The sequence below is a fragment of the Serratia sp. TSA_105.2 genome (assembly GCF_052692115.1).
In genome coordinates this window covers 1131959-1150115 of sequence record NZ_JBQZFT010000001.1, presented here as the reverse complement: position 1 = coordinate 1150115, position 18157 = coordinate 1131959, and the positions used below count along the sequence as shown (strand labels likewise).

The following is an 18157-nucleotide window of genomic DNA, read 5'->3' as shown; positions in this document are numbered from 1 at the left end:
GGCGAACTCGCCCCTCAACCGATCGGGCCTGTGAGCATTTTGCACGCAGGTCGTTGTGATTTTGAGCAAACGCGCGCCGAGTTCTCGGCGCGCGTTCGAGTTTTCGGGTTTTACCGTTGACCTGCCGGGCGGCTTCCGCTTTGATGAAAGCATGACTCACAGAGAGACGGAAAGCGCCATGGAACAATTACGAGGTTTGTACCCGCCGTTAGCAGCATACGACAGCGGTTGGCTGGACACTGGGGATGGCCACCGGATCTACTGGGAGCTGAGCGGCAACCCGAACGGTAAACCGGCTGTCTTCATTCACGGTGGGCCGGGCGGCGGCATCTCCCCGCATCATCGTCAGCTGTTCGATCCGGAACGCTACAAGGTGCTGCTGTTCGATCAGCGCGGCTGTGGCCGCTCTCGTCCGCACGCCAGCCTGGACAACAACACCACCTGGCATTTGGTGGCCGATATCGAGCGGCTGCGCGAAATGGCCAGCGTCGACCAGTGGCTGGTGTTCGGCGGCTCCTGGGGATCGACGCTGGCGCTCGCCTATGCGCAGACTCACCCGGAGCGCGTCAGTGAAATGGTGCTGCGCGGCATCTTCACCCTGCGTAAACAGGAATTGCATTGGTATTACCAGGATGGCGCTTCACGCTTCTTCCCGGACAAATGGGCGCGCGTGCTGTCCATTCTGTCGGATGACGAGCGTAAAGACGTGATCGCCGCCTACCGGCAGCGGCTGACCTCGGCCGATCCGCAGGTGCAGCTCGAAGCGGCCAAGCTGTGGAGCGTGTGGGAAGGGGAGACGGTGACGCTGTTGCCGAGCCGCGAATCCGCTTCGTTTGGTGAGGATGATTTCGCCCTGGCGTTCGCCCGCATTGAAAACCACTATTTCACCCATCTGGGCTTCCTGGAAAGCGATGACCAGCTGCTGCGCAATGTGCCGCTGATCCGCCATATTCCGGCGGTGATCGTCCACGGCCGCTATGACATGGCCTGCCAGGTGCAGAACGCCTGGGATCTGGCCAAGGCCTGGCCGGAAGCGGAGTTGCATATCGTGGAAGGGGCGGGGCATTCGTTTGATGAGCCGGGCATCTTGCACCAGCTGATGATCGCCACCGACCGGTTCGCCGGCAAGTGACGTAAAAAACCCGCCGTTACGGCGGGTTTTTTGTTATTTGACCTTCGGCTCGTACGGCAGGCGCGAAAACCTGTGGGATTCCGCGCGGTAGTGCGCCACGCGCTCGCGAAAATAGTCGCGCAGCGCTTCCGGCTGCTCACGCTCCACCACTTCCGGGATCACCGGCATGTTGTAGCGCTCTTTGTACGCCACGCCTGAGGCGGCGAGATCCACGTTCACCCGGTCCATCTCTTCTTTAGACAGCTCGGCCAGATTGTAACCCACGCTATGCTCCTTACTTACTTTGCCGCTTTGAACCTGCGCAGAAGGTAATCCACCCGGCGGCGCTTGGCAAGCCCGTTGCGCCGCTGCTGCGGGCGATATTTGTCCGGGAGTAATGCAATCTATTTATTCTTTTAAATAAGAATGATTCGCTTTTTGATTAAAATAAAAGATGAAAATAATTATCATGTTTATTCTCAATGTGGTGATGATATTTTAATTTGTTGATATATATGATTTTTATAATTAATGTGACTTGAGTGTAAATAAGGTGTTTTTATTTTTACGGCAGCAGGGCATAATGCGCGGAAATTAAATTCATGACCTGCAGAATAAAAGGAATCATTATGCTGACGCAAGAAATGACTCAAAAGCTGAATGAGCAACTGAATCTGGAGTTCTACTCCGCCAACCTGTACCTGCAGATGAGCGCATGGTGCAGCGATAAAGGCTTTGAAGGCGCCGCCGCATTTCTTAAAGAGCACTCTCAGGAAGAGATGCAGCATATGCAACGTCTGTTCGACTACCTGAGCGACACCGGCTCTCTGCCGCTGCTGGGCAGCATCGCCGCACCGCCGGTGACGTTCGAATCGCTGGCGGACGTGTTCCAGCAGACCTACGAACACGAACAGTTGATCACCCGTCAGATCAACGAACTGGCGCACGCCGCCATGACCGCACACGATTACTCCACCTTCAATTTCCTGCAGTGGTACGTGGCGGAGCAGCACGAAGAAGAGAAACTGTTCAAATCCGTGCTGGATAAGCTGGCGCTGGTGGGCACCAGCGGCAAAGGCCTGTTCTTCATCGACAAAGATCTGAAGAAAATGGGCGCGATGGGCCAGGGTGGCAACGGCCAGGCTTAATCTGCACCAGAACACCGAAAAACCGCGCGCGGGCGAGCCTGATGCGCGGTTTTTTTTACCCTGCGTTTATCGCGGTTATGCGGCGATACGTGCTGCCGGATCGCAAAATGCCAGTGATGTGCTCGACTTGCCGCAGCGTGGTCGTTATGATTTACCGCGATACGCTACAGGGATGGTAGAGTCAAAACAGCGGGTTAGCCGATACAACCCGTTTTTCTGTTTACCCGTGGCGCAATCATTTGCGGTGGGTTGGGGCCGCTGATACATCGCCTTGGCTGTGGCCTTAACCCTTATGACCCTCTTTATACTGTTAAGGGATACCACTGTGATCGGTAAAATTCGTTCCTCCTGTCGCCTGCTTTCCACCGTTTTTGTCCTGTTCGTCGGCCTGTCTTCGCAGCAAGCGCTGGCGCACGCCCACCTGAAAGTGGAAACGCCGAAGGCCGACGCCAGCGTCAGCCCGGCGCCGAAAGCGCTGACCCTCAGCTTCTCCGAAGGCATCGAGCCGAACTTCAGCGGCGTGAAAATCACCGGCCCGGACAACGCCGTGGTGAAAACCGGCAAGCTGCAGCTCGATCCGAACAACAACACCCAGGTCAACGTGCCGATCGAAGGCGAGCTGAGCGCGGGCAAATACAACGTCAGCTGGCATGTGGTTTCGGTCGACGGGCATAAAACCAAAGGCCAGTACAGCTTCACCGTAAACTGATCGTGAGTCTGGCGACCCTGTTCGTTCTGTGTCGCTTGGTGCACTTTGCGGCGGTGATGCTGATGTTCGGCATCAGTCTGTTCACCGCCTTATTGTCACCGCAGCGCCTCTCCCCGATCCTCTCCCGCGATGTGCGCCCGCTGCTGCTTGCCGGCACCTGGATTGCCGGGCTTTCCGCCGTGGCGCTGCTGGCCATTCAGGCCGGGCAAATGGGCGACGGTTGGGAAGATGCCTGGCGGCTGGAGGTCTGGTGGGCGGTGCTCGGCACCACCTTCGGCGAAGTGTGGCGCTGGCATCTGGGCCTGTCTCTGCTGGCGATCCTGAGCCTGCTGCTGCCGGAAAGGCCGCGCGCGCAGGCGTTGGCGCTGTGTTCGGCGCTGCTGCTGGTCAGCCTGGCGTTCATCGGCCACGCGGCGATGCACGAAGGCACGCTGGGCGTGCTGCACCGGGCCAACCATGCGGTGCACCTGCTGGCCGCCGGCTACTGGTTCGGCTGCCTGGCGCCGCTGCTGGTTTGCCTGCGCTACCTGCAGCCGCCGCAGTGGCGCAGCGACGCCATCACCACGCTGATCCGTTTCTCGCGCTGGGGGCACCTGGCGGTGGCGGCGGTGATCGTCACCGGCATCGTCAACAGCCTGATTATTCTCGGCGGTTGGCCGCTCAACCTCGGCTCGCCTTATCAGCGCCTGCTGCTGATCAAAACCGCGCTGGTGGCGCTGATGGTAATGGTGGCGCTGGCCAATCGCTACGCCATCGTGCCGGCAATGAGCCGCGTGCCGGCGCTGGCGCAGCGCGGCGTGGTGCTGGCCTGCTGGCTCGAAGTCGGGTTGGGGATGGCGGTGCTGCTGCTGGTCAGTTTATTTGCAACCTATGCGCCGGTTTGACATTTCGGCTTGCCGCAACCGGGCAAGCTGCGGGAAAATCGACGTGAATAGCAACCTGAAGGCCAACACATGAAATCGGTATTACTCGGCATTACGCTGCTGGCAACCGCGACCGGCGCGCTGGCGGCAGACAAACTGGTGAACATCACCAAACTGGAATACGGCAAACAGTGGGCGTTCACCAAGGAAGAAGTGACGCTGCAGTGCCGCAGCGGCGGCGCGCTGTTCGTGCTCAACAACAGCACTCTGATGCAATACCCGCTCAACGACGCAGCGGAGCAGCAGGTGAAGAAGGGCCATCAGCGCGCGCAACCGCTGGAGGTGCTCCTGCTGGACGACCCTGCCGAACCGGGGAAAAAAATGAGCCTGGCGCCGTTCATTGAACGCGCCGAGAAGCTGTGCGCTGACTAACCGCTTGTTTGCCAACGCCTTGCCCAGCGCGCGCGGATTGATGCGCATTTGCCGCATAGTTATTTCGTCACGAAACTATCACGCGGCCGCTGGGCGGCTGGCAAAACTGGCGCGGTAGGCTACTCTTAAAGTGCACGGCTGAACAAGCCCTGCATTAAATGCCAACTTTTAGCGCACGGCTCTCTCCCAAGAGCCATTTCCCTAGACCGAATATAGGAATCGTATTCGGTCTTTTTTTGTTTATCATTTTAAAACAGCAACTTACAAGCAAAACAACCACTTATCACGCCCCCTGTTCTACCGTATTACACCCTTTTTCTTCCTCTGTCGCCACTTTGCCGCCACTGTCTTTGTACGTCTGTGCCAGTGGGTTGAGCGCTATTGCCTCCTCTAAATGGTCTGGCGCGAAATGGGCGTAGCGCATCGTTACTCTGATATCTGAGTGCCCAAGAATGCGTTGCAAGACTATGATATTCCCCCCACCCATCATGAAGTGGCTAGCAAAGGTATGGCGGAGCACATGCGTCATTTGTCCTTCAGGCAAGGTTATATTCGCCAGTCTCATCACTCGATAAAATTGCTTGTAGCAAGGATCAAACTCTTTTTCATCCAGTATTGTGAGCTCGTCATATAATTCTTTCGAGATGGGGACCGTTCTGTTTTTCTTACCTTTTGTGTTGGTATACGTGATTTTATATTTTGATATCTGCGATGGCCTTAGTTTTGCGGCCTCATTCCATCTGGCGCCAGTTGATAGGCATATCTTTACGATGAGTGTTAGCTCTGGGTTGCCATGAGTATGGCAGGCGTTTATCAGTGCTTTTATTTTTTCATTGTTCAGCCATGCCATTTCCTTTTCTGGCTGATCAAACTCTCTGATGTTTTCCAATGGGTTCGGCAGCGTCCATTCGCCTAGCCGTTTTAATTCATTGAATACCGCCCGCAAAAAAGCTTGTTCGCAGTTAACCGTTCCTGTGCTGACTTTCCTTGTTTCAAGACTGGTGCTATACCCGTTATCTATTTCCCCTCGAAGTCGCTGATCTCGATAATGAGCCCAGTCCTTTGGGGTGATCTCTGATGCTACTGGGTTCCCCATGCCGTTACAGATAATGACTAGTTTTCCGAGCCGCCCTTTTTTGTCGTTTAATGAGCAGCCATGCAGCCTGTACCACAGATCGATCAACTCGCTAAGCTTTCGCTTGTCTTCCTTATCGCCAAGCCAGGGCTTGGCCTTTGCCTGGTCGAGCTGATAGCTCTCGAAGGCGAGCGCCTCCCCCTTGGTGGCGAATTGCTTACGGGTACGCTTGCTGCCCCTCCCGTTGTGATAGAACTCGCATAGCCACTTGCCGGTGCTCAATTTTCTTACGGTCATACTCGTAGATCCAGTGAACCAAATTAGGTATTGAATACTGTATATAATAACAGTATTCAATGTTTGTGTGCGGCTGGTTCAAACATGGATCAAAAAACCCGCCGGCGGCGGGTTTATGGTTAAAAGTGCAGGGCGGTTTGGCCAGACTTTGATGGGTGAGGGGACGCAGGGTCAACCTGGCCGGGCTTAACAATGGAGCGCACAAACGTTTCCATCGTGATAAAGACATGACTGCAATTCACGTTTGTGCATTGGTTGTAACGCTCTTTTGTCGTTGCTGTCACTTCGTTACTACTGCGGGTGTGCGCCGCATGGCCACACAAGGGGCATCGCATCATGGTATTAGCCTCTACTGTATCGATATACATACAATAGCACGATGTTTGAAAAAGCAAATATTAAACTTGCAAATCACTCCATTTCGAGAGCGGTTATCTTCACTTCAAGCTCCAGCGCCGTGGTAAACCCGCCATCTGCCACTGTGTGCGTTACTGTGGTTATCGTCCAGTCTGCAGCGTCGATCTGACGCTTGAAACCCTTCACTAATACAGGCACTTCCGGGTAAAGTTCCGCCCGGCCTCTAGCCAGGGTAATTGAGAATTGCGCCGCGCCGCGCTGTATTCGTTCCCAGTTTGCCTTTGCCGCTCGGCGAGCGTTGGACGCATTTGCATAGGTCCGGCTCAGCACATAAACGTTATCGTCGGTGCCTACCAGGTATTCCCCCTGTTTATCCTGAACTGGCGCCTTAGCGGTGTTTGTCTTTCGCTTGCGCTTCCTCTTTACCTTTACCGTTTGCGGTTTTGCCGCTTTTGTATCGAGCCAACTGGCTGAAACTCCGGTATAGGCCTCTCTGTCAGCCAGGGTAAATTGGTGTTCATCGCCGTCGGCGCGCACGATTGTCATTGCCGGCAATGGCTTGCCGCTGGCATTCACACCCTGGCCCTGCTTAATGAATAGCAACTTCCCATATTTTACTGCAGCAATAGCGCCTACGCGGCGCGCCAGGCGCATCAGAAAGCTGCCATCTGATTCATTCGTTTGATCGATATGGTCGATAACGATAGTGGCCATTTGCGGACTGATTGACTGCTCCAGTTTATGGCGGGCTGCAAATTGTTTAACGATCTCGCCGATGGTGGTTTTTGAATATGACTTTTCACGCTTGATATTCAGCGTGTTCCTGAAGTCGGCGCTTCTGCCGCGCAGTGTCACCTTGTCCGGTGCGCCGGAATGGCCAATCTCGTCAATAGTGAAGGTGCCTTTATTGATCATTGGTCCGCCTTTCCAGCCCAGCTGCAGCTCCAACTGGACACCGCGCGAAGGCAGATCAATAGCGCCATCGGCATCGTCAAGTTCGATATCAAGCTGATCTGCCTCGAATCCGCGGTTGTCTGTCAACGTGAGGGATATCAGCCGGCTTTCCAGTCTTGTGGTTATGTCCTTGCCATTGAGGGTGATCTTGAACGCTGGCGCGCTATCCCGGCCGCTCAACCAGTCTGGCGTGTTCATGAAAGAAGCCCTCCAATAGCCGTTGCCGCTTGATCTTTCATGATACTAAGTTGCTCCTGCAGGTCGCCGAGCATTGTGCCCAGGTCATCATCCACACGCTTTAGCTTCAGCGTGAACTCAATACGCCTGGCGCCGCCATCCTTGAAGAATACGGACTTGTTTAGATCCAACCCTTCAATGACAAACATCCCGTAAATGGTCCCGCTGCCATCTAGCAAAGACCATGCTTTGCCGAGATCGGCGATTGTTTGCAGGGCCAACAATGACAGGCGGCCGCCGGTGATCTCCGGCAGTAGCACACCACTTAGTGTAATGGTGTCGTTTTCTGGGCCCACATATTGCGCTGACGGCCGTTTCCCAACGCGGTTGTTGGTCGGGTAGCGCCAGGCCATCTGATGCTGCAGCTCCTGATAGGGAACAGTTTCAAGCATAAAGACGTATAATCCTAGTGCCATCATCATAATTCCCACCCCAGATCTCGATCAGAAAAATTACTGCGCGCCTTGGCCGCGTCTTTTTGCATGTGCTCCCGGAGCGCTTTCACCGCGTCTGTTGCTACAGCTTTGCCGTTCTGGTTATTTCTGGCGTCAACACTGAGATCGATCTTGGGCTGGTAGTAGAAGTTACCGCCGCTTGGTACCTTAACTGGTTTCATGCTGGAGCCAGTAAAACGAATGGCCATATCATTGGCCGTGTAACCTGTTGGCGCCGGCTCTCCGACCGAGCCATATTTCTTGGCTATGGGGTTATTTTTCAATAGCTCATTCGTTTGGGCTAATGCCTCGTTTTTTTGCGGCAACAGGTCCAGCTTTTCGAGCAGCCATTTAAAGCCATCCATGACGGCGCGCAGCGGGGCGGTAATGACGTCCAATCCTCGTTTCAGGCCAATACCAATTTTTTCAGCTGCGCTACTGGCCGCCCGCTTTATTTCTTCCCAAGTCTCGCTGGCTTTGGCACTTATGCTGGTCCAAACGCCCGAAATGTAATCCTTGATGGCCTGCCATTTCTCACTGGTATATGCACTGATGCTGTCCCAAAGTCTTTTTATTTTCGGACCCAGGGTGTCCCAATTCATCCAGATATAGAGCGCTGCGGCGGCGATGGCTGCAGCCATAGCAAGGATAGGGTTTGCTAACATCATGCGGCCCATCCAGATAATTGCGGAGCCAACCCCTCTGATGGATTTGGAGAGTAGCATCATCGCCGATGGCCCTTTAATGCCCAGCACGGATAAAGAAAATCGCAGTATCGCAAATGGCCCTAACACCGCGGCAACTCCCAACATTAGCCCGCCAAATGCCACTGTGATTGCAGTAACTGCAGCCGCCGTTTTCATGAACCCAGCCGCCAATTTAGGATGCGATTCAACCAGGCGGCGAGTCCATCCTATGGCACTTTTGAACCAGTTGATAATGTCCATTAATGGCGCGCGCAGTTGTTGTCCAAGGTCACTAAACATATTGCTAAGGCCAGTTTTGAGCAGGGCGTATTGAGACGACAGGGAATCTTTATCGATATTTGATTCTCTTTGCATGGAGCCTTTGGCCTGCCCGCCTTGCACTAATGCCAATTGGCGATCCAATTCGCCAATGTTATTTGCCAGCTTGGCAGCGTCATCTCCAAATTCTTTCCCGAAAAGCATGGTCATGGCGCTTAGGTGTTGCGAATCAGGTAACCGCTTAATGCGGGATAAAACGTCCTTGATTGTGCCTATTGCGTTTGTAGCTATCCCTTTTTCCAAGTCTTTTGCATTAAGCCCGAGTAGCCCCATCCCTTGGATAAATCTCTTTCCCTGCATTGACGCGATACCCAATTCGCGGACCATTGCCTTACTGGCCGATGCAGCTACTTCGGGTTGTGTACCCAGCGAAAGGAAGGTTGATGCTAGTGCTGCCGCTTGTTTGTAATCCAGTTTGTCCGCCACGTCACCCATGCGTTGCAGAACGTTGATGATGTCAGCGCCTTTTGATTGTGCGTTGTCATCCAAATAGTTCAGGGCGTCGCCAAGCTCCTCGATTCGCTGAGTTGGCACATGGTATAGGAATGCTATTTTCCCAAGGTCGTCTGCAAGCTGATCGGCGGGTAACTCGAAGGCCTTAGCCGCTTTTGCTGCCGTCATTGCGAATCCAAGCAGATCGGCTTTTTGTTTTGACCAAGGATCTTTGTCGCTTGCGACACCCATCCTTGCGCCACCCTCTACCAGTGATGCAAAATCCACGGCCCCATTTTCCATAGGTAATTGTTCAGCCGCGGCTTTGATAGCCTTTTGCATTTCATAATATTTAGCTGTACGCCCCCCCTTGTCATCCAAAAGAGGGTTGACCTGCTTGGCTACGCCTTTCATTGCATCTTCGATGGCACTATAGCTTTTCACTGCCGCTAAAACAGGGGCGCCCATCGCTACACCTGATGCTACGGTTGTTGTACCAGTCCCCGCGATGTTGTTTCTCAGCTCTCTGGTTTTTTCATATTGCGCTTTTGCGGCGTTCATTCTGCGCTGTTGCTCGCCAGCGCGTTTTAGTTGGCGCTCCTGCTCCTGCAGCAGCCGGTTATAGCGGGCGGTTTCGTTGGCGATTCTGTTTGTAGCACCGGCGCCATCGGTGGCAGATACCCCCATACGGTAAAGCTCTGAGCGCACCCGGCCCATCTGAGCGACTTCGCTCTTTTGCCTTTGCTCCAGTCGGTCTACCGCGCGCCACTGATCCTCCAGGGCTTTTGTCTGCTTTTTGGTGGGATTTTCAAGCGCGCCCATTTCGCGCGTCATCATCTGGGCTTTCAGCTTGGCGCTAGCCAGTTCGTCGGCTGTTTTCTTAATGGACGTCTGCAGCGAATTGAAGGTGTTCACCTGGTCGCCGGCGGCGCTCAGTCGCTTCAGTTCATCACGGGAATTTTTGACGGCAGCGGCCAGCGCTTTATTGCTGGCCTGCATGGTCTTAAAGGGGCGGGTGATTTTGTCCACCGCGTTCAGGATAACCTGCAGTCTTAGATTGCGGTCACTCATCACTTTCTCCGCTTCGAATCAGTGCCCGGTGCCGCCAGTCCCACAGTTCGGTTAAGGTGAACGGGTACATTTCCGACGGCGGCCAGTGGAAGATGGCGGCGATATCCGCCATCAGGTCTTCAATGGTTAAATCGGCCGGGATTCCAGCGCCGATCTCGGCAACAAAAAACTGACGATGCCGCCGGCCAACTGTGTAAAGTCAGCCGGATCCATTTCACTGATTTCCTGCGGCGTCAGTGAAGGTGTGGAAACTCGCGGCAAGACAGTTGCCACCGCTGAATAATCCATTTCCAGCAGGTCGGCCAGCTTCACACCACGCAGCGCGCCAGACTGCGGCTTGGTTAGGGTGATCTCGGTGATTTCGGTCTTGCCGCGCTGAATTGGGGTGTCCAGTGTCACCTTGGTCGGTTCGGTCATTTGGTTGTGCTCCACAATTTTCAGAAAGAAGAGGGCGCCGGCGTTCCGGCGCCGAAGGTATTACAGGCCGATGGCTTGACGGTGCTCAGCCAGGCGGTCGACGCCGCCAAAGCTTTCGATCATGTTCACCGTGTCAACCTCGCAAATCTCCTCGCCGGCGATGGTTAACTTGAAGTAGGTCACGGCGGTAGAAATTTTGGTGGCCGAGTTTTCGCCCTGCTTGTGCTCGCCAAAATCCAGCTCTTTATGGCGGCCGCGGATCACCGCTTCGACCGCCTGCACTTCGCCGGTGTCGTCGCGCTGAATTGAGCCGGTATAACGCAGCATGACGCCATCCAGTTTTGCGACGCCCATTTGCTTAATCGGCAGGGCTTCGATGCCGCCAATTGTCCATTCAACATCAAGCGCGTCGTCGTCCAACCCCAGATCGACCTTGGCGCTACCGCTCATGCCGCCGCCGCGGTAGTTCTCGAGCTTGCGCGTCAGCTTTGGCAGCGTCAGGGACTCAACGATCCCCTGCCAGTTGTTCCCCTCATTGAAGAGGTTCAGGTATTTCAATTTGCGTGGTAATGCCATTGCGTGCCCCTTAGCTGTTCACGTTCTGGGTGAAATTGACCAGGTACTGATCAGTGATGCGCTGGCGTAACAGCAGGTTTTCCAGCGGCGGGACCGGCGTATAGTCGTAATCAATGACTAACTTCCCGGCTTTCAGCGTGTCTTTATCGTTCGCTGCGTCATCGATCCAGACGTTGCCGTCGATGATGTAGCCGGCTGATTTCAGCTCACGGAATTTGGCCTTGATACCTTCCAGGATATCTTTGGCCAGTGACGGGTGCAGTGGCATGTCAACGGCCCACATGTGCGCCTCTGCCATTGTGTCCGCCAACACCTGCGCAGTGCGGGTGTAGTTTTCAAATTGGAACAATGGATCATCGGAACAGGTGCGGGAGCCCCAGAACTTATAGCCATCCTTGCGGATCAGAGTGGTGACATCGTTCTTGTTCAGTAGGTTGGCATCGGTGGCGCTGTCTTGCAGATCCCAAAACACATCTGCACTGATGCCGGTCACGCCATTAACGCCGACGTTTGACAGCGTTTTGTGCCAACCCGTCTGCTGGTCTATTTTGGCGCGCAGCCCTAATGCACGGGCGGTTGCGAACGCCGTCGCGTCTGCATTGGTCACAGTGTCCCAACTCAAAAAATCTGGCCAGATCAGCATGGCCTCGCGCTGGCTGAAGTTCTCGCGATACGCGATAGCTTCGGAAACCGTCTTGCAGCCATAGGCGCTCAGGTAGGCGAATGCGCGCAGGCTCTGCGCTACTGACAACAATTCAGTGGCGACGGCCTTACTGTCGTGGCCGGGTACTCCTAAAATTCGCGGCTTCACACCTAACAAGCTTTGCGCAGCCAGCAGGGCTTTCATTCCGGTTTTCTTGCCAGTGGTGGCGTCGACGCCGCCGATGATGTTAGTTGTGGTTTCAGCCTCGGTGTCGCCCTGTTCGACACGGACAACAACGGTAACGGGTTTTGCTTGGTCGGCGATGGCATCCAGGGAGCGGGCGAGGGTGCCGGTTTCGCCAGCCTTGCCGCTGGCGGCTAGGACGTCGGTCAGCAATACGGGGGTGTTGAGTGGGAAAGCCGCAGCATCGGCATCGTCGGCGGTGCAGACCATCCCCACAATTGCGGTGCTTACGGTTGTGATTGTGCGGGTGCCCTCGTTAATTTCGAGGACACGAACGCCATGATGATAATCTTCAGCCATCGGGCGGATCTCCGGTTCCGGTTAAGGTTTCTCCGCTATGGTGTTCGCTGATGGCGTCTAGTGCATGCATTGGGCATTGTGTAGTGACTGGCACAATGGCTAGGCGTATTCCTGTAGGCGTCTTTGTTTGCCGGTATGGCCAACATAGTTACGATGGCTGTGCTGCAGGAAAAATGAAGCCCCGGAGAGGGGCTTATGTGTATCAGCTCAAACTTAACCTGACAGTTTTCACGAGCATCGCTTAAAAAAATCTGGTAGTCAGTTTTGAGCGATGTGCGTGCATGATTTATTTTTTTAACCTAAATGGTTTAGATTTTTATGGCTTCGTGATTAGTGGCTGGCTAGATGCAATCATTACCTTATGAGCGATGAAGTTAGCAAGATCAATATCATGGTTTATATATGCTAACTCTTTCGCCTGAGGATGCAGTACGTCAAAATTACCATCAATACCTTTCGTATGAACGATACGACAACGGATATTATAAAATCTTAGAACAACTTGCTCTAATAAAGCATCATCTTCAACACCAGAATTAATAACATGCCCGGATAATTTTTTGGCATTTTTTGAATGAAAATATTCATCCCGTTCCTGTTCTGATTTTAGCCATGCGCGAAGGCTCTGAATATCTACACACTCTGATATTGTGGCTTTAAGTTGAGAAAGCTCATTGCCAAATGCTCCAGAAGAAGAGTTAAATTTTATTATGTGCATGACCTTGGCAAGATCTTTGTCATTATTAGAATTAAAGCTCGGGTCTTTTAGAATATTCCTTATTTTATTTTGTGCCGCCATTTCAGAATACACAGGATAGTAGAATTCAACCACTTGGTAGAGAGCTAGATATTTTAGTAAAGGCATACCAAAAGCAGACTGTGCATACCAATAAAGTGAAAGAGCCTCACTGTCATAAGTAAACTGAATAGAGGACAATTCGATATCCTCTAATGTTCTGATGCGTTTACGCAAAGATCTTGCTTTTCTCTCGAAGCTAAGCATAACAGGTTGTTCTATCTTACAGTCTAATTGGAAACATATTGCCGAACATATTTTCTCTACCAAGTATAAAGCCTGATCATGCTGAGTGATATCTAACCCTGATATTTTTATCGTGGCAGAGTATTCTTTTGTGCGCTCAAAATGACGTAAGTTTCTAAAAAGCTGATCTCTTAATAAAGTAAATAATGTAAATGCATTACTGGGATAAGATATCTCAATGCTAACGCCTTCTTGATGGGATGGAACTATTAATGAACCATTGCTTTCTGCATCATTGCTTTGTCGAGAGAATCGCTGCAATGGGAATCTACCATGAGGGAGTTGAATTTCGCATTCAAGAGTGCCATTCTCAGAAGACCATATGGCTTCGTATCCTTCGACAAATTTATATTTGAAAAAATCTTGGGCACACTCTAAGATTTTATCTGCTGCTTCATCGTTTACACTGAGGAGACTTACATTTCTACCTTTAGGAATATGAATATAAAATCCTCTGCGAGACTCATCCTCTAGGGAGTATTTTATTCCATTTTCATCACAAATCGATTTTACAGCTTCAATGCTCAATTTATACTCCTAAGTATGAATTATGTTTTTTGAATGAAGGCACATGCCTATTTGTCGAGTATTTTCCCGGTTTTTATGATTTATTATTCAGCCAAGGTAACGTCAATATACATATTTTTCAACATTTTTCATTGATAGTGAAGTGAACATTTTATGCAACGTCTTCTTCTGGCACAGGGCTATCTGTCAGCTTAGGTTATATGTTGTAACAGTGCTAGATCAAGTCTGAGCCAATACAACTTATGCTACACGGTGCCAAAGCATTTGCAGCTTATGGCGCTCAACGACGCTAACCGCTTGGCCTTGCCCCATAGCCTCCGTTTGCGCCCAGACGGCATGGGTATGCGGCGGCACTGCAACTTGGTGCGCATGATCTTCGACTTCGCTTGTATAGTTGCGCGTTCTGCGGCTGTCGTTGTCAGAACCGACAATATAATCGTCATCCCATATATCACCGGGGGCGGTCATCCCCCCTTGATGCCTGTGTCTTCCTTCAGGCGATGTTTGCAGATTTTGTACGCCTTGCTCGCTAGTGCTACCCGATACGTTCAACACGGACGCTGGTAGATGCGCACGCGTTATGCTCACTGTGTCGCTTCCCCCCATAGTGCCCACGTCTGATCCGTCTGCTTTTGCAGTTCTTATCGTCAGGTATTCGCCGGCATACTCCCATGTTGACCACGGCCATTTAGCGTTAGGGTTCACGTTCTGGTTGAATAGGCGCGAAGTCCCTAGCGGGTTATCTAATTCCCAGGCGGCACGAATCGCATCTTTTACCGCTTCAGCAATCTCATCTTTGACGCTTTTGCTCAACTCGCTTAACGCTTCATCTGTGTAATCTTTGGCTGCGTCTTCCGCCCCCTTGACGTCTTCGGCGGTTGCCAGGATAACCGATGGATCAGCAATCAGTTCCACCGCCGCTGTGCTGCTGACTTTCAACTGCATCCTGATGATTTGGAAGCGGCCGGAGCCTTCGGCCAGCAATGGTTTGTAGGTTTCCGGCATGTTGCCGACGGCGACGCATTCGCCATCGTCGGCGTAAAGCGCCAGCTCACGCAGCCAGAATCCGCCGATCTGCGGTGGCATGATCATTTCGGCTTCTATGACGCTGGCGTCACTGTCGGCGATCACCAGTTTATTCAGCTCACCGCGATACTGCTCACCGATCAGCCCGGCGTTGGCGGCGCTGGGCTGGGGTAAACGCCCACCGCCGTCGCCGACGGCCATTTCCTTGATGGCTATCGGCGTGCCTGTAACAGCAGCATTTGCCAGCTTCTCTGCGCCGGCGGTGGTGATCATTGCGCTGTATTTTTTCTCGCTCACGCTTAGCCCTCCTAAATCAGGTCGTTGCCGCTCATTAAATGGTGATCCCGCGGCGGCTGTAATACCCTTGGAAGTACTGATAAATTTGCGCGATTTCGTCATCACTCAGCGCGCGGTCATAAATCAGCGAGGCGTAGTTAAGATGTGGGGCCGATCCTTCCGCCCAACTCTGCCCAATAAGATATGTGAGGGCTGGATTGGCGAACGACGCCACAGGCCAGCCAGGGGTAACAGTTTTGACCTGGTCGTTGGTCATATCTCCGATTAATAGCCCTTTGCCCACATCACGCCCATGGAAGAAAGCGGGGGTGAGGTCTGTGCTTCTGGTATTCATTCCCAAACTGTAGGCATTATTGAAGGGATTTCCGTTCGCATCAGTGCCTTTGTAATGCGAGTAGACATAGATCGCGGGCGGTGCAGCACCTTGCATCAGCAGCGATTTACCCGCATCAGTGCTTCCTTTGAAGCTGGAAATTAGGAAGCAGCGGCTTGCCGCTGTCGAAGGCGCGGTCGCAATAGAAATCAGCGTTGCCTTTTCGCTTGTCGGCACGCGGGTATCGATGTAATTACTCGTCGAAAACTCGAAAGCCTCGCCTTTCTGAATGGGGTTCCCGTGTGGGGCTGCTGGAGCGCCTCCGGGGGCGAGGTTAGCCGTCAAATTTCCGCGACCAAAGATATTGGCATATTTCAGCCCTTCAGTACTGAATGGCGGATTCCAGCCGTCCGGTTTAGAAATAGACGCGCCGGCAACGTTTGATTTAATGACCATGACCATAATATTACTCTCCGATTTCAATCGGCATGCAGAATTGCACCGATGCGTTATTTAATGGATAGGGCTTGCCGACTAGCTCAGGAATGTTTTCATCCGCATATTGGCCGCTCCCCGCCCGATACTCGTAATTTGCCAGTGATGCAAAATTGTCACTGTCAAAAACGTTACCGTTACCGTTATGGGCTGCTTTATCGCCATACCAGAGTTTTGCCTCACCTACCGGTAGCGCTGCCAGCGTGATTTTTATAATAGTGTCGGCGGCAATTTCCACTGACTCAATCGGCACGGTGCTATCGGTGCTATCGGTGCTGTCAGTGATACGGAATCCCTTATCGGCATATATCGTCGGTACGCGGCCGACATATGCCGGGCGGAATTGCAGCGGCGGGCTAGGGACGTGATACAGCACATACACCACGCGGCCGATGCGCACGATACGGATAGGGCCGAGAGGCTCCCAGCCCTGGCCCTCGTTGATAACGCGATGCATCACCTTGGCAAATTGCATATCCATCCAGCGGTAGCCGTTGGACGTTAAATGCCCACCTTTATCGGGGAATGGATAAGCCGGCGTCACCAGATAGGCGTTGGCGTTTTCTTTGCAGAATTCCCATTGTGCCATGCCGATCCCCAACTCGTAGGTATCAACGGTATAACCCCCGCCGGTCTGGTACATAAAGATGGCTGGGGGGGATTTTTGCCCGGCAATACCATGCGCCATGTCTTTGGTCATGTGTTCAAGTAACAGTGTGTCCAGCTTTCCACGGTATCCGACCTTTGTTTGCACGCCACCGCGCGTGCCGTTGTAGTTCCACTCGCCCTGGATGAAGATAATGGCCGCAAAGGCATAGCTGACGCCCATTTGGTCAGCGATGGCCTTAACCTGCTTCACTGCTTGAAGGGGGCGCTGGTACAACTCAGGGTTTCTTCCTTTTGATAGTTCTTCGATGGTGCGCCCATTCACACCGGTGCTGGACACCACAAATCGCCGTGCCGGATCACGTTCCAGGCAGTTTTTTTGCAGCCACAGTTTGCGAAGGAAATTGCCCAAGGCGGCACCGCCTTCACCTTCATTGCTTGCATTAAAGGCCAATGCTTTACTTTCTGCGGCTGTGAGAACTGTACTGCCATCCCCCGACTGCACCACAGCTTTTAGCGGCTTCAGTGCGGCCTCACCGACCGGTACGAACTCGGCCGCGGTGCGGCTTTTCGGGCGGACGCTGTCGCCAAACATCAGATTATCGTAACCGTCGATCGGCTCGCCGCTGAGCGCCGGATGTCCTTCTTGCTGCGTACCGAGGCTTTGGCTGTAGATCAACAAGTGATTAAGTGCGGAAACCAGGCGCTGAATATCGGCGTTGTAGCGGTCGCGCACAGATTGGGAATAGGCCTTGTTCTGCGCGTCGTGTGCCACTATATCGAACTCGCTGACGCTGCCGCCGGTACCGATAGGATTGCCGTCGATATCGATGTAATCTCTGAAGAAACCGTCGGCGTCTTCAAGTCTCAGCCAGGCATCTTGCGTGGTCAGAGTTGAGAACGCGCCGTGCCCCTGCAGGGCTCTTGGGGCTACATCTCCCGAAGGGCTGACGAGTTCAACAATAAAATCATCGGCATCTTGGAAAATAATGCCGGCACGTTCCCCTACGTGAGTTATTTTCAGGTCATCAAGAAAAATTCCCTGCGGTGAAAGCAGGCTTTTAATCGTGCCAAAAGCCCCATTATCAAATAGCCGCCATACCGAGAAATAATCATCATCAACCATATCGATCAGTAAATTGCTAATGGCTTCGTTGACGTGAAAATAATCTGTGACTTTTTTAACCAACTCGCCAGAAGGTAAAGTCCGTCCCGTTGGCGTGGCAACACCATCGATATTTTTGAATTCAGCAACCCATGCGTCGGCGTTCTCGATACGCACAGAAAAACGTGAGTTTAATGGAAGGCTTCTGTCATTAATTTTTGCCTGTGCCTTTTCCTTGTTATCAAAAGGCTGTTCGCCAATGGAGTAACCCTCGATTGCCTGTTTTAAATATTGAGTACGGTTAGCCAGTTGCTGCGGCTGAATATTTGCAACTCCATCGCGTCCTCCGCGCACTTTGTCACCGCGTTGGATTTGATAAACGCTATCTTCCCAGCGTCCGCTTTCTGTAATTTTCGTCATA

General features: G+C 52.8%; 18 protein-coding genes and 1 pseudogene. 5 read left to right on the top strand and 14 right to left on the bottom strand.

Annotated features, from left to right (window positions below):
* Positions 1-178 precede the first annotated feature (178 nt).
* Positions 179-1132 (top strand): prolyl aminopeptidase, encoded by a 954-nt coding sequence (gene pip / locus ACUTSC_RS05370; RefSeq protein WP_445653162.1) that lies wholly within the window; start codon positions 179-181, stop codon positions 1130-1132.
* Between the two features lie 33 nt (positions 1133-1165).
* Here the strand turns inward: pip and ACUTSC_RS05365 are convergent, their stop codons facing one another.
* Entirely contained in the window at positions 1166-1396 is a 231-nt protein-coding gene (locus ACUTSC_RS05365; RefSeq protein ID WP_033638067.1) for a DNA polymerase III subunit theta, read from the bottom strand.
* 344 nt (positions 1397-1740) lie between these two features.
* Here ACUTSC_RS05365 and ftnA point away from each other — a divergent pair, with 344 nt between their 5' ends.
* The 4 genes from ftnA (at position 1741) to ACUTSC_RS05345 (ending at position 4263) form a co-directional block, all read left to right on the top strand.
* Positions 1741-2259 carry a non-heme ferritin gene (gene ftnA, locus ACUTSC_RS05360; RefSeq protein WP_038875847.1) on the top strand — a complete coding sequence of 173 codons (519 nt, stop codon included), beginning with the start codon at positions 1741-1743 and terminating at the stop codon, positions 2257-2259.
* A 325-nt stretch (positions 2260-2584) separates the two neighbouring features.
* Complete coding sequence (gene yobA / locus ACUTSC_RS05355; RefSeq protein WP_004940886.1) at positions 2585-2968, top strand: CopC domain-containing protein YobA; 384 nt, start codon at positions 2585-2587, stop codon at positions 2966-2968.
* Between the two features lie 2 nt (positions 2969-2970).
* Complete coding sequence (gene copD / locus ACUTSC_RS05350) at positions 2971-3852, top strand: copper homeostasis membrane protein CopD (RefSeq protein ID WP_060440195.1); 882 nt, start codon at positions 2971-2973, stop codon at positions 3850-3852.
* A 69-nt stretch (positions 3853-3921) separates the two neighbouring features.
* Positions 3922-4263 carry a YebY family protein gene (locus ACUTSC_RS05345; RefSeq protein ID WP_025302452.1) on the top strand — a complete coding sequence of 114 codons (342 nt, stop codon included), beginning with the start codon at positions 3922-3924 and terminating at the stop codon, positions 4261-4263.
* 283 nt (positions 4264-4546) lie between these two features.
* Here ACUTSC_RS05345 and ACUTSC_RS05340 read toward each other — a convergent pair whose 3' ends face one another.
* From ACUTSC_RS05340 to ACUTSC_RS05280, 13 genes and pseudogenes are all read right to left on the bottom strand, one after another.
* Entirely contained in the window at positions 4547-5635 is a 1089-nt protein-coding gene (locus ACUTSC_RS05340) for a phage integrase (protein ID WP_445653161.1), read from the bottom strand.
* A gap of 119 nt (positions 5636-5754) precedes the next feature.
* The gene (locus ACUTSC_RS05335) at positions 5755-5973 is read right to left on the bottom strand and encodes an ogr/Delta-like zinc finger family protein (RefSeq protein ID WP_445653184.1); all 219 of its coding nucleotides are present in this window, start codon (positions 5971-5973) and stop codon (positions 5755-5757) included.
* 73 nt (positions 5974-6046) lie between these two features.
* Complete coding sequence (locus ACUTSC_RS05330; protein WP_445653160.1) at positions 6047-7144, bottom strand: phage late control D family protein; 1098 nt, start codon at positions 7142-7144, stop codon at positions 6047-6049.
* Positions 7141-7605 (bottom strand): phage tail protein, encoded by a 465-nt coding sequence (locus ACUTSC_RS05325; RefSeq protein WP_046373895.1) that lies wholly within the window; start codon positions 7603-7605, stop codon positions 7141-7143. The genes ACUTSC_RS05330 and ACUTSC_RS05325 overlap by 4 nt, the downstream gene beginning before the upstream one ends.
* Before the next feature lie 668 nt (positions 7606-8273).
* Positions 8274-10145: pseudogene (locus ACUTSC_RS05320) on the bottom strand (phage tail tape measure protein); the annotation flags it as partial.
* A complete protein-coding gene (locus ACUTSC_RS05315; protein WP_071844561.1) occupies positions 10138-10257 on the bottom strand; it encodes a GpE family phage tail protein in 120 nt (39 codons plus the stop codon). The gene ACUTSC_RS05315 and the pseudogene ACUTSC_RS05320, both read right to left, overlap by 8 nt.
* Positions 10258-10271: 14 nt before the next feature.
* Positions 10272-10562, bottom strand: a complete 291-nt coding sequence (locus tag ACUTSC_RS05310) for a phage tail assembly protein (protein ID WP_445653159.1) — start codon at positions 10560-10562, stop codon at positions 10272-10274.
* A 60-nt stretch (positions 10563-10622) separates the two neighbouring features.
* Positions 10623-11138 carry a phage major tail tube protein gene (locus tag ACUTSC_RS05305; protein ID WP_442983251.1) on the bottom strand — a complete coding sequence of 172 codons (516 nt, stop codon included), beginning with the start codon at positions 11136-11138 and terminating at the stop codon, positions 10623-10625.
* 10 nt (positions 11139-11148) lie between these two features.
* On the bottom strand, positions 11149-12324 hold the full coding sequence (locus tag ACUTSC_RS05300; protein WP_445653158.1) for a phage tail sheath protein: 1176 nt from the start codon (positions 12322-12324) through the stop codon (positions 11149-11151).
* A 316-nt stretch (positions 12325-12640) separates the two neighbouring features.
* Positions 12641-13894: a hypothetical protein gene (locus ACUTSC_RS05295; protein ID WP_445653157.1), complete on the bottom strand. Its 1254-nt coding sequence runs from the start codon at positions 13892-13894 to the stop codon at positions 12641-12643.
* A 240-nt stretch (positions 13895-14134) separates the two neighbouring features.
* Positions 14135-15217: a phage tail protein gene (locus ACUTSC_RS05290; protein WP_445653156.1), complete on the bottom strand. Its 1083-nt coding sequence runs from the start codon at positions 15215-15217 to the stop codon at positions 14135-14137.
* Between the two features lie 34 nt (positions 15218-15251).
* Positions 15252-15992: a hypothetical protein gene (locus ACUTSC_RS05285; protein ID WP_445653155.1), complete on the bottom strand. Its 741-nt coding sequence runs from the start codon at positions 15990-15992 to the stop codon at positions 15252-15254.
* Between the two features lie 4 nt (positions 15993-15996).
* A complete protein-coding gene (locus ACUTSC_RS05280; RefSeq protein WP_445653154.1) occupies positions 15997-18156 on the bottom strand; it encodes a hypothetical protein in 2160 nt (719 codons plus the stop codon).
* Position 18157 lies beyond the last annotated feature (1 nt).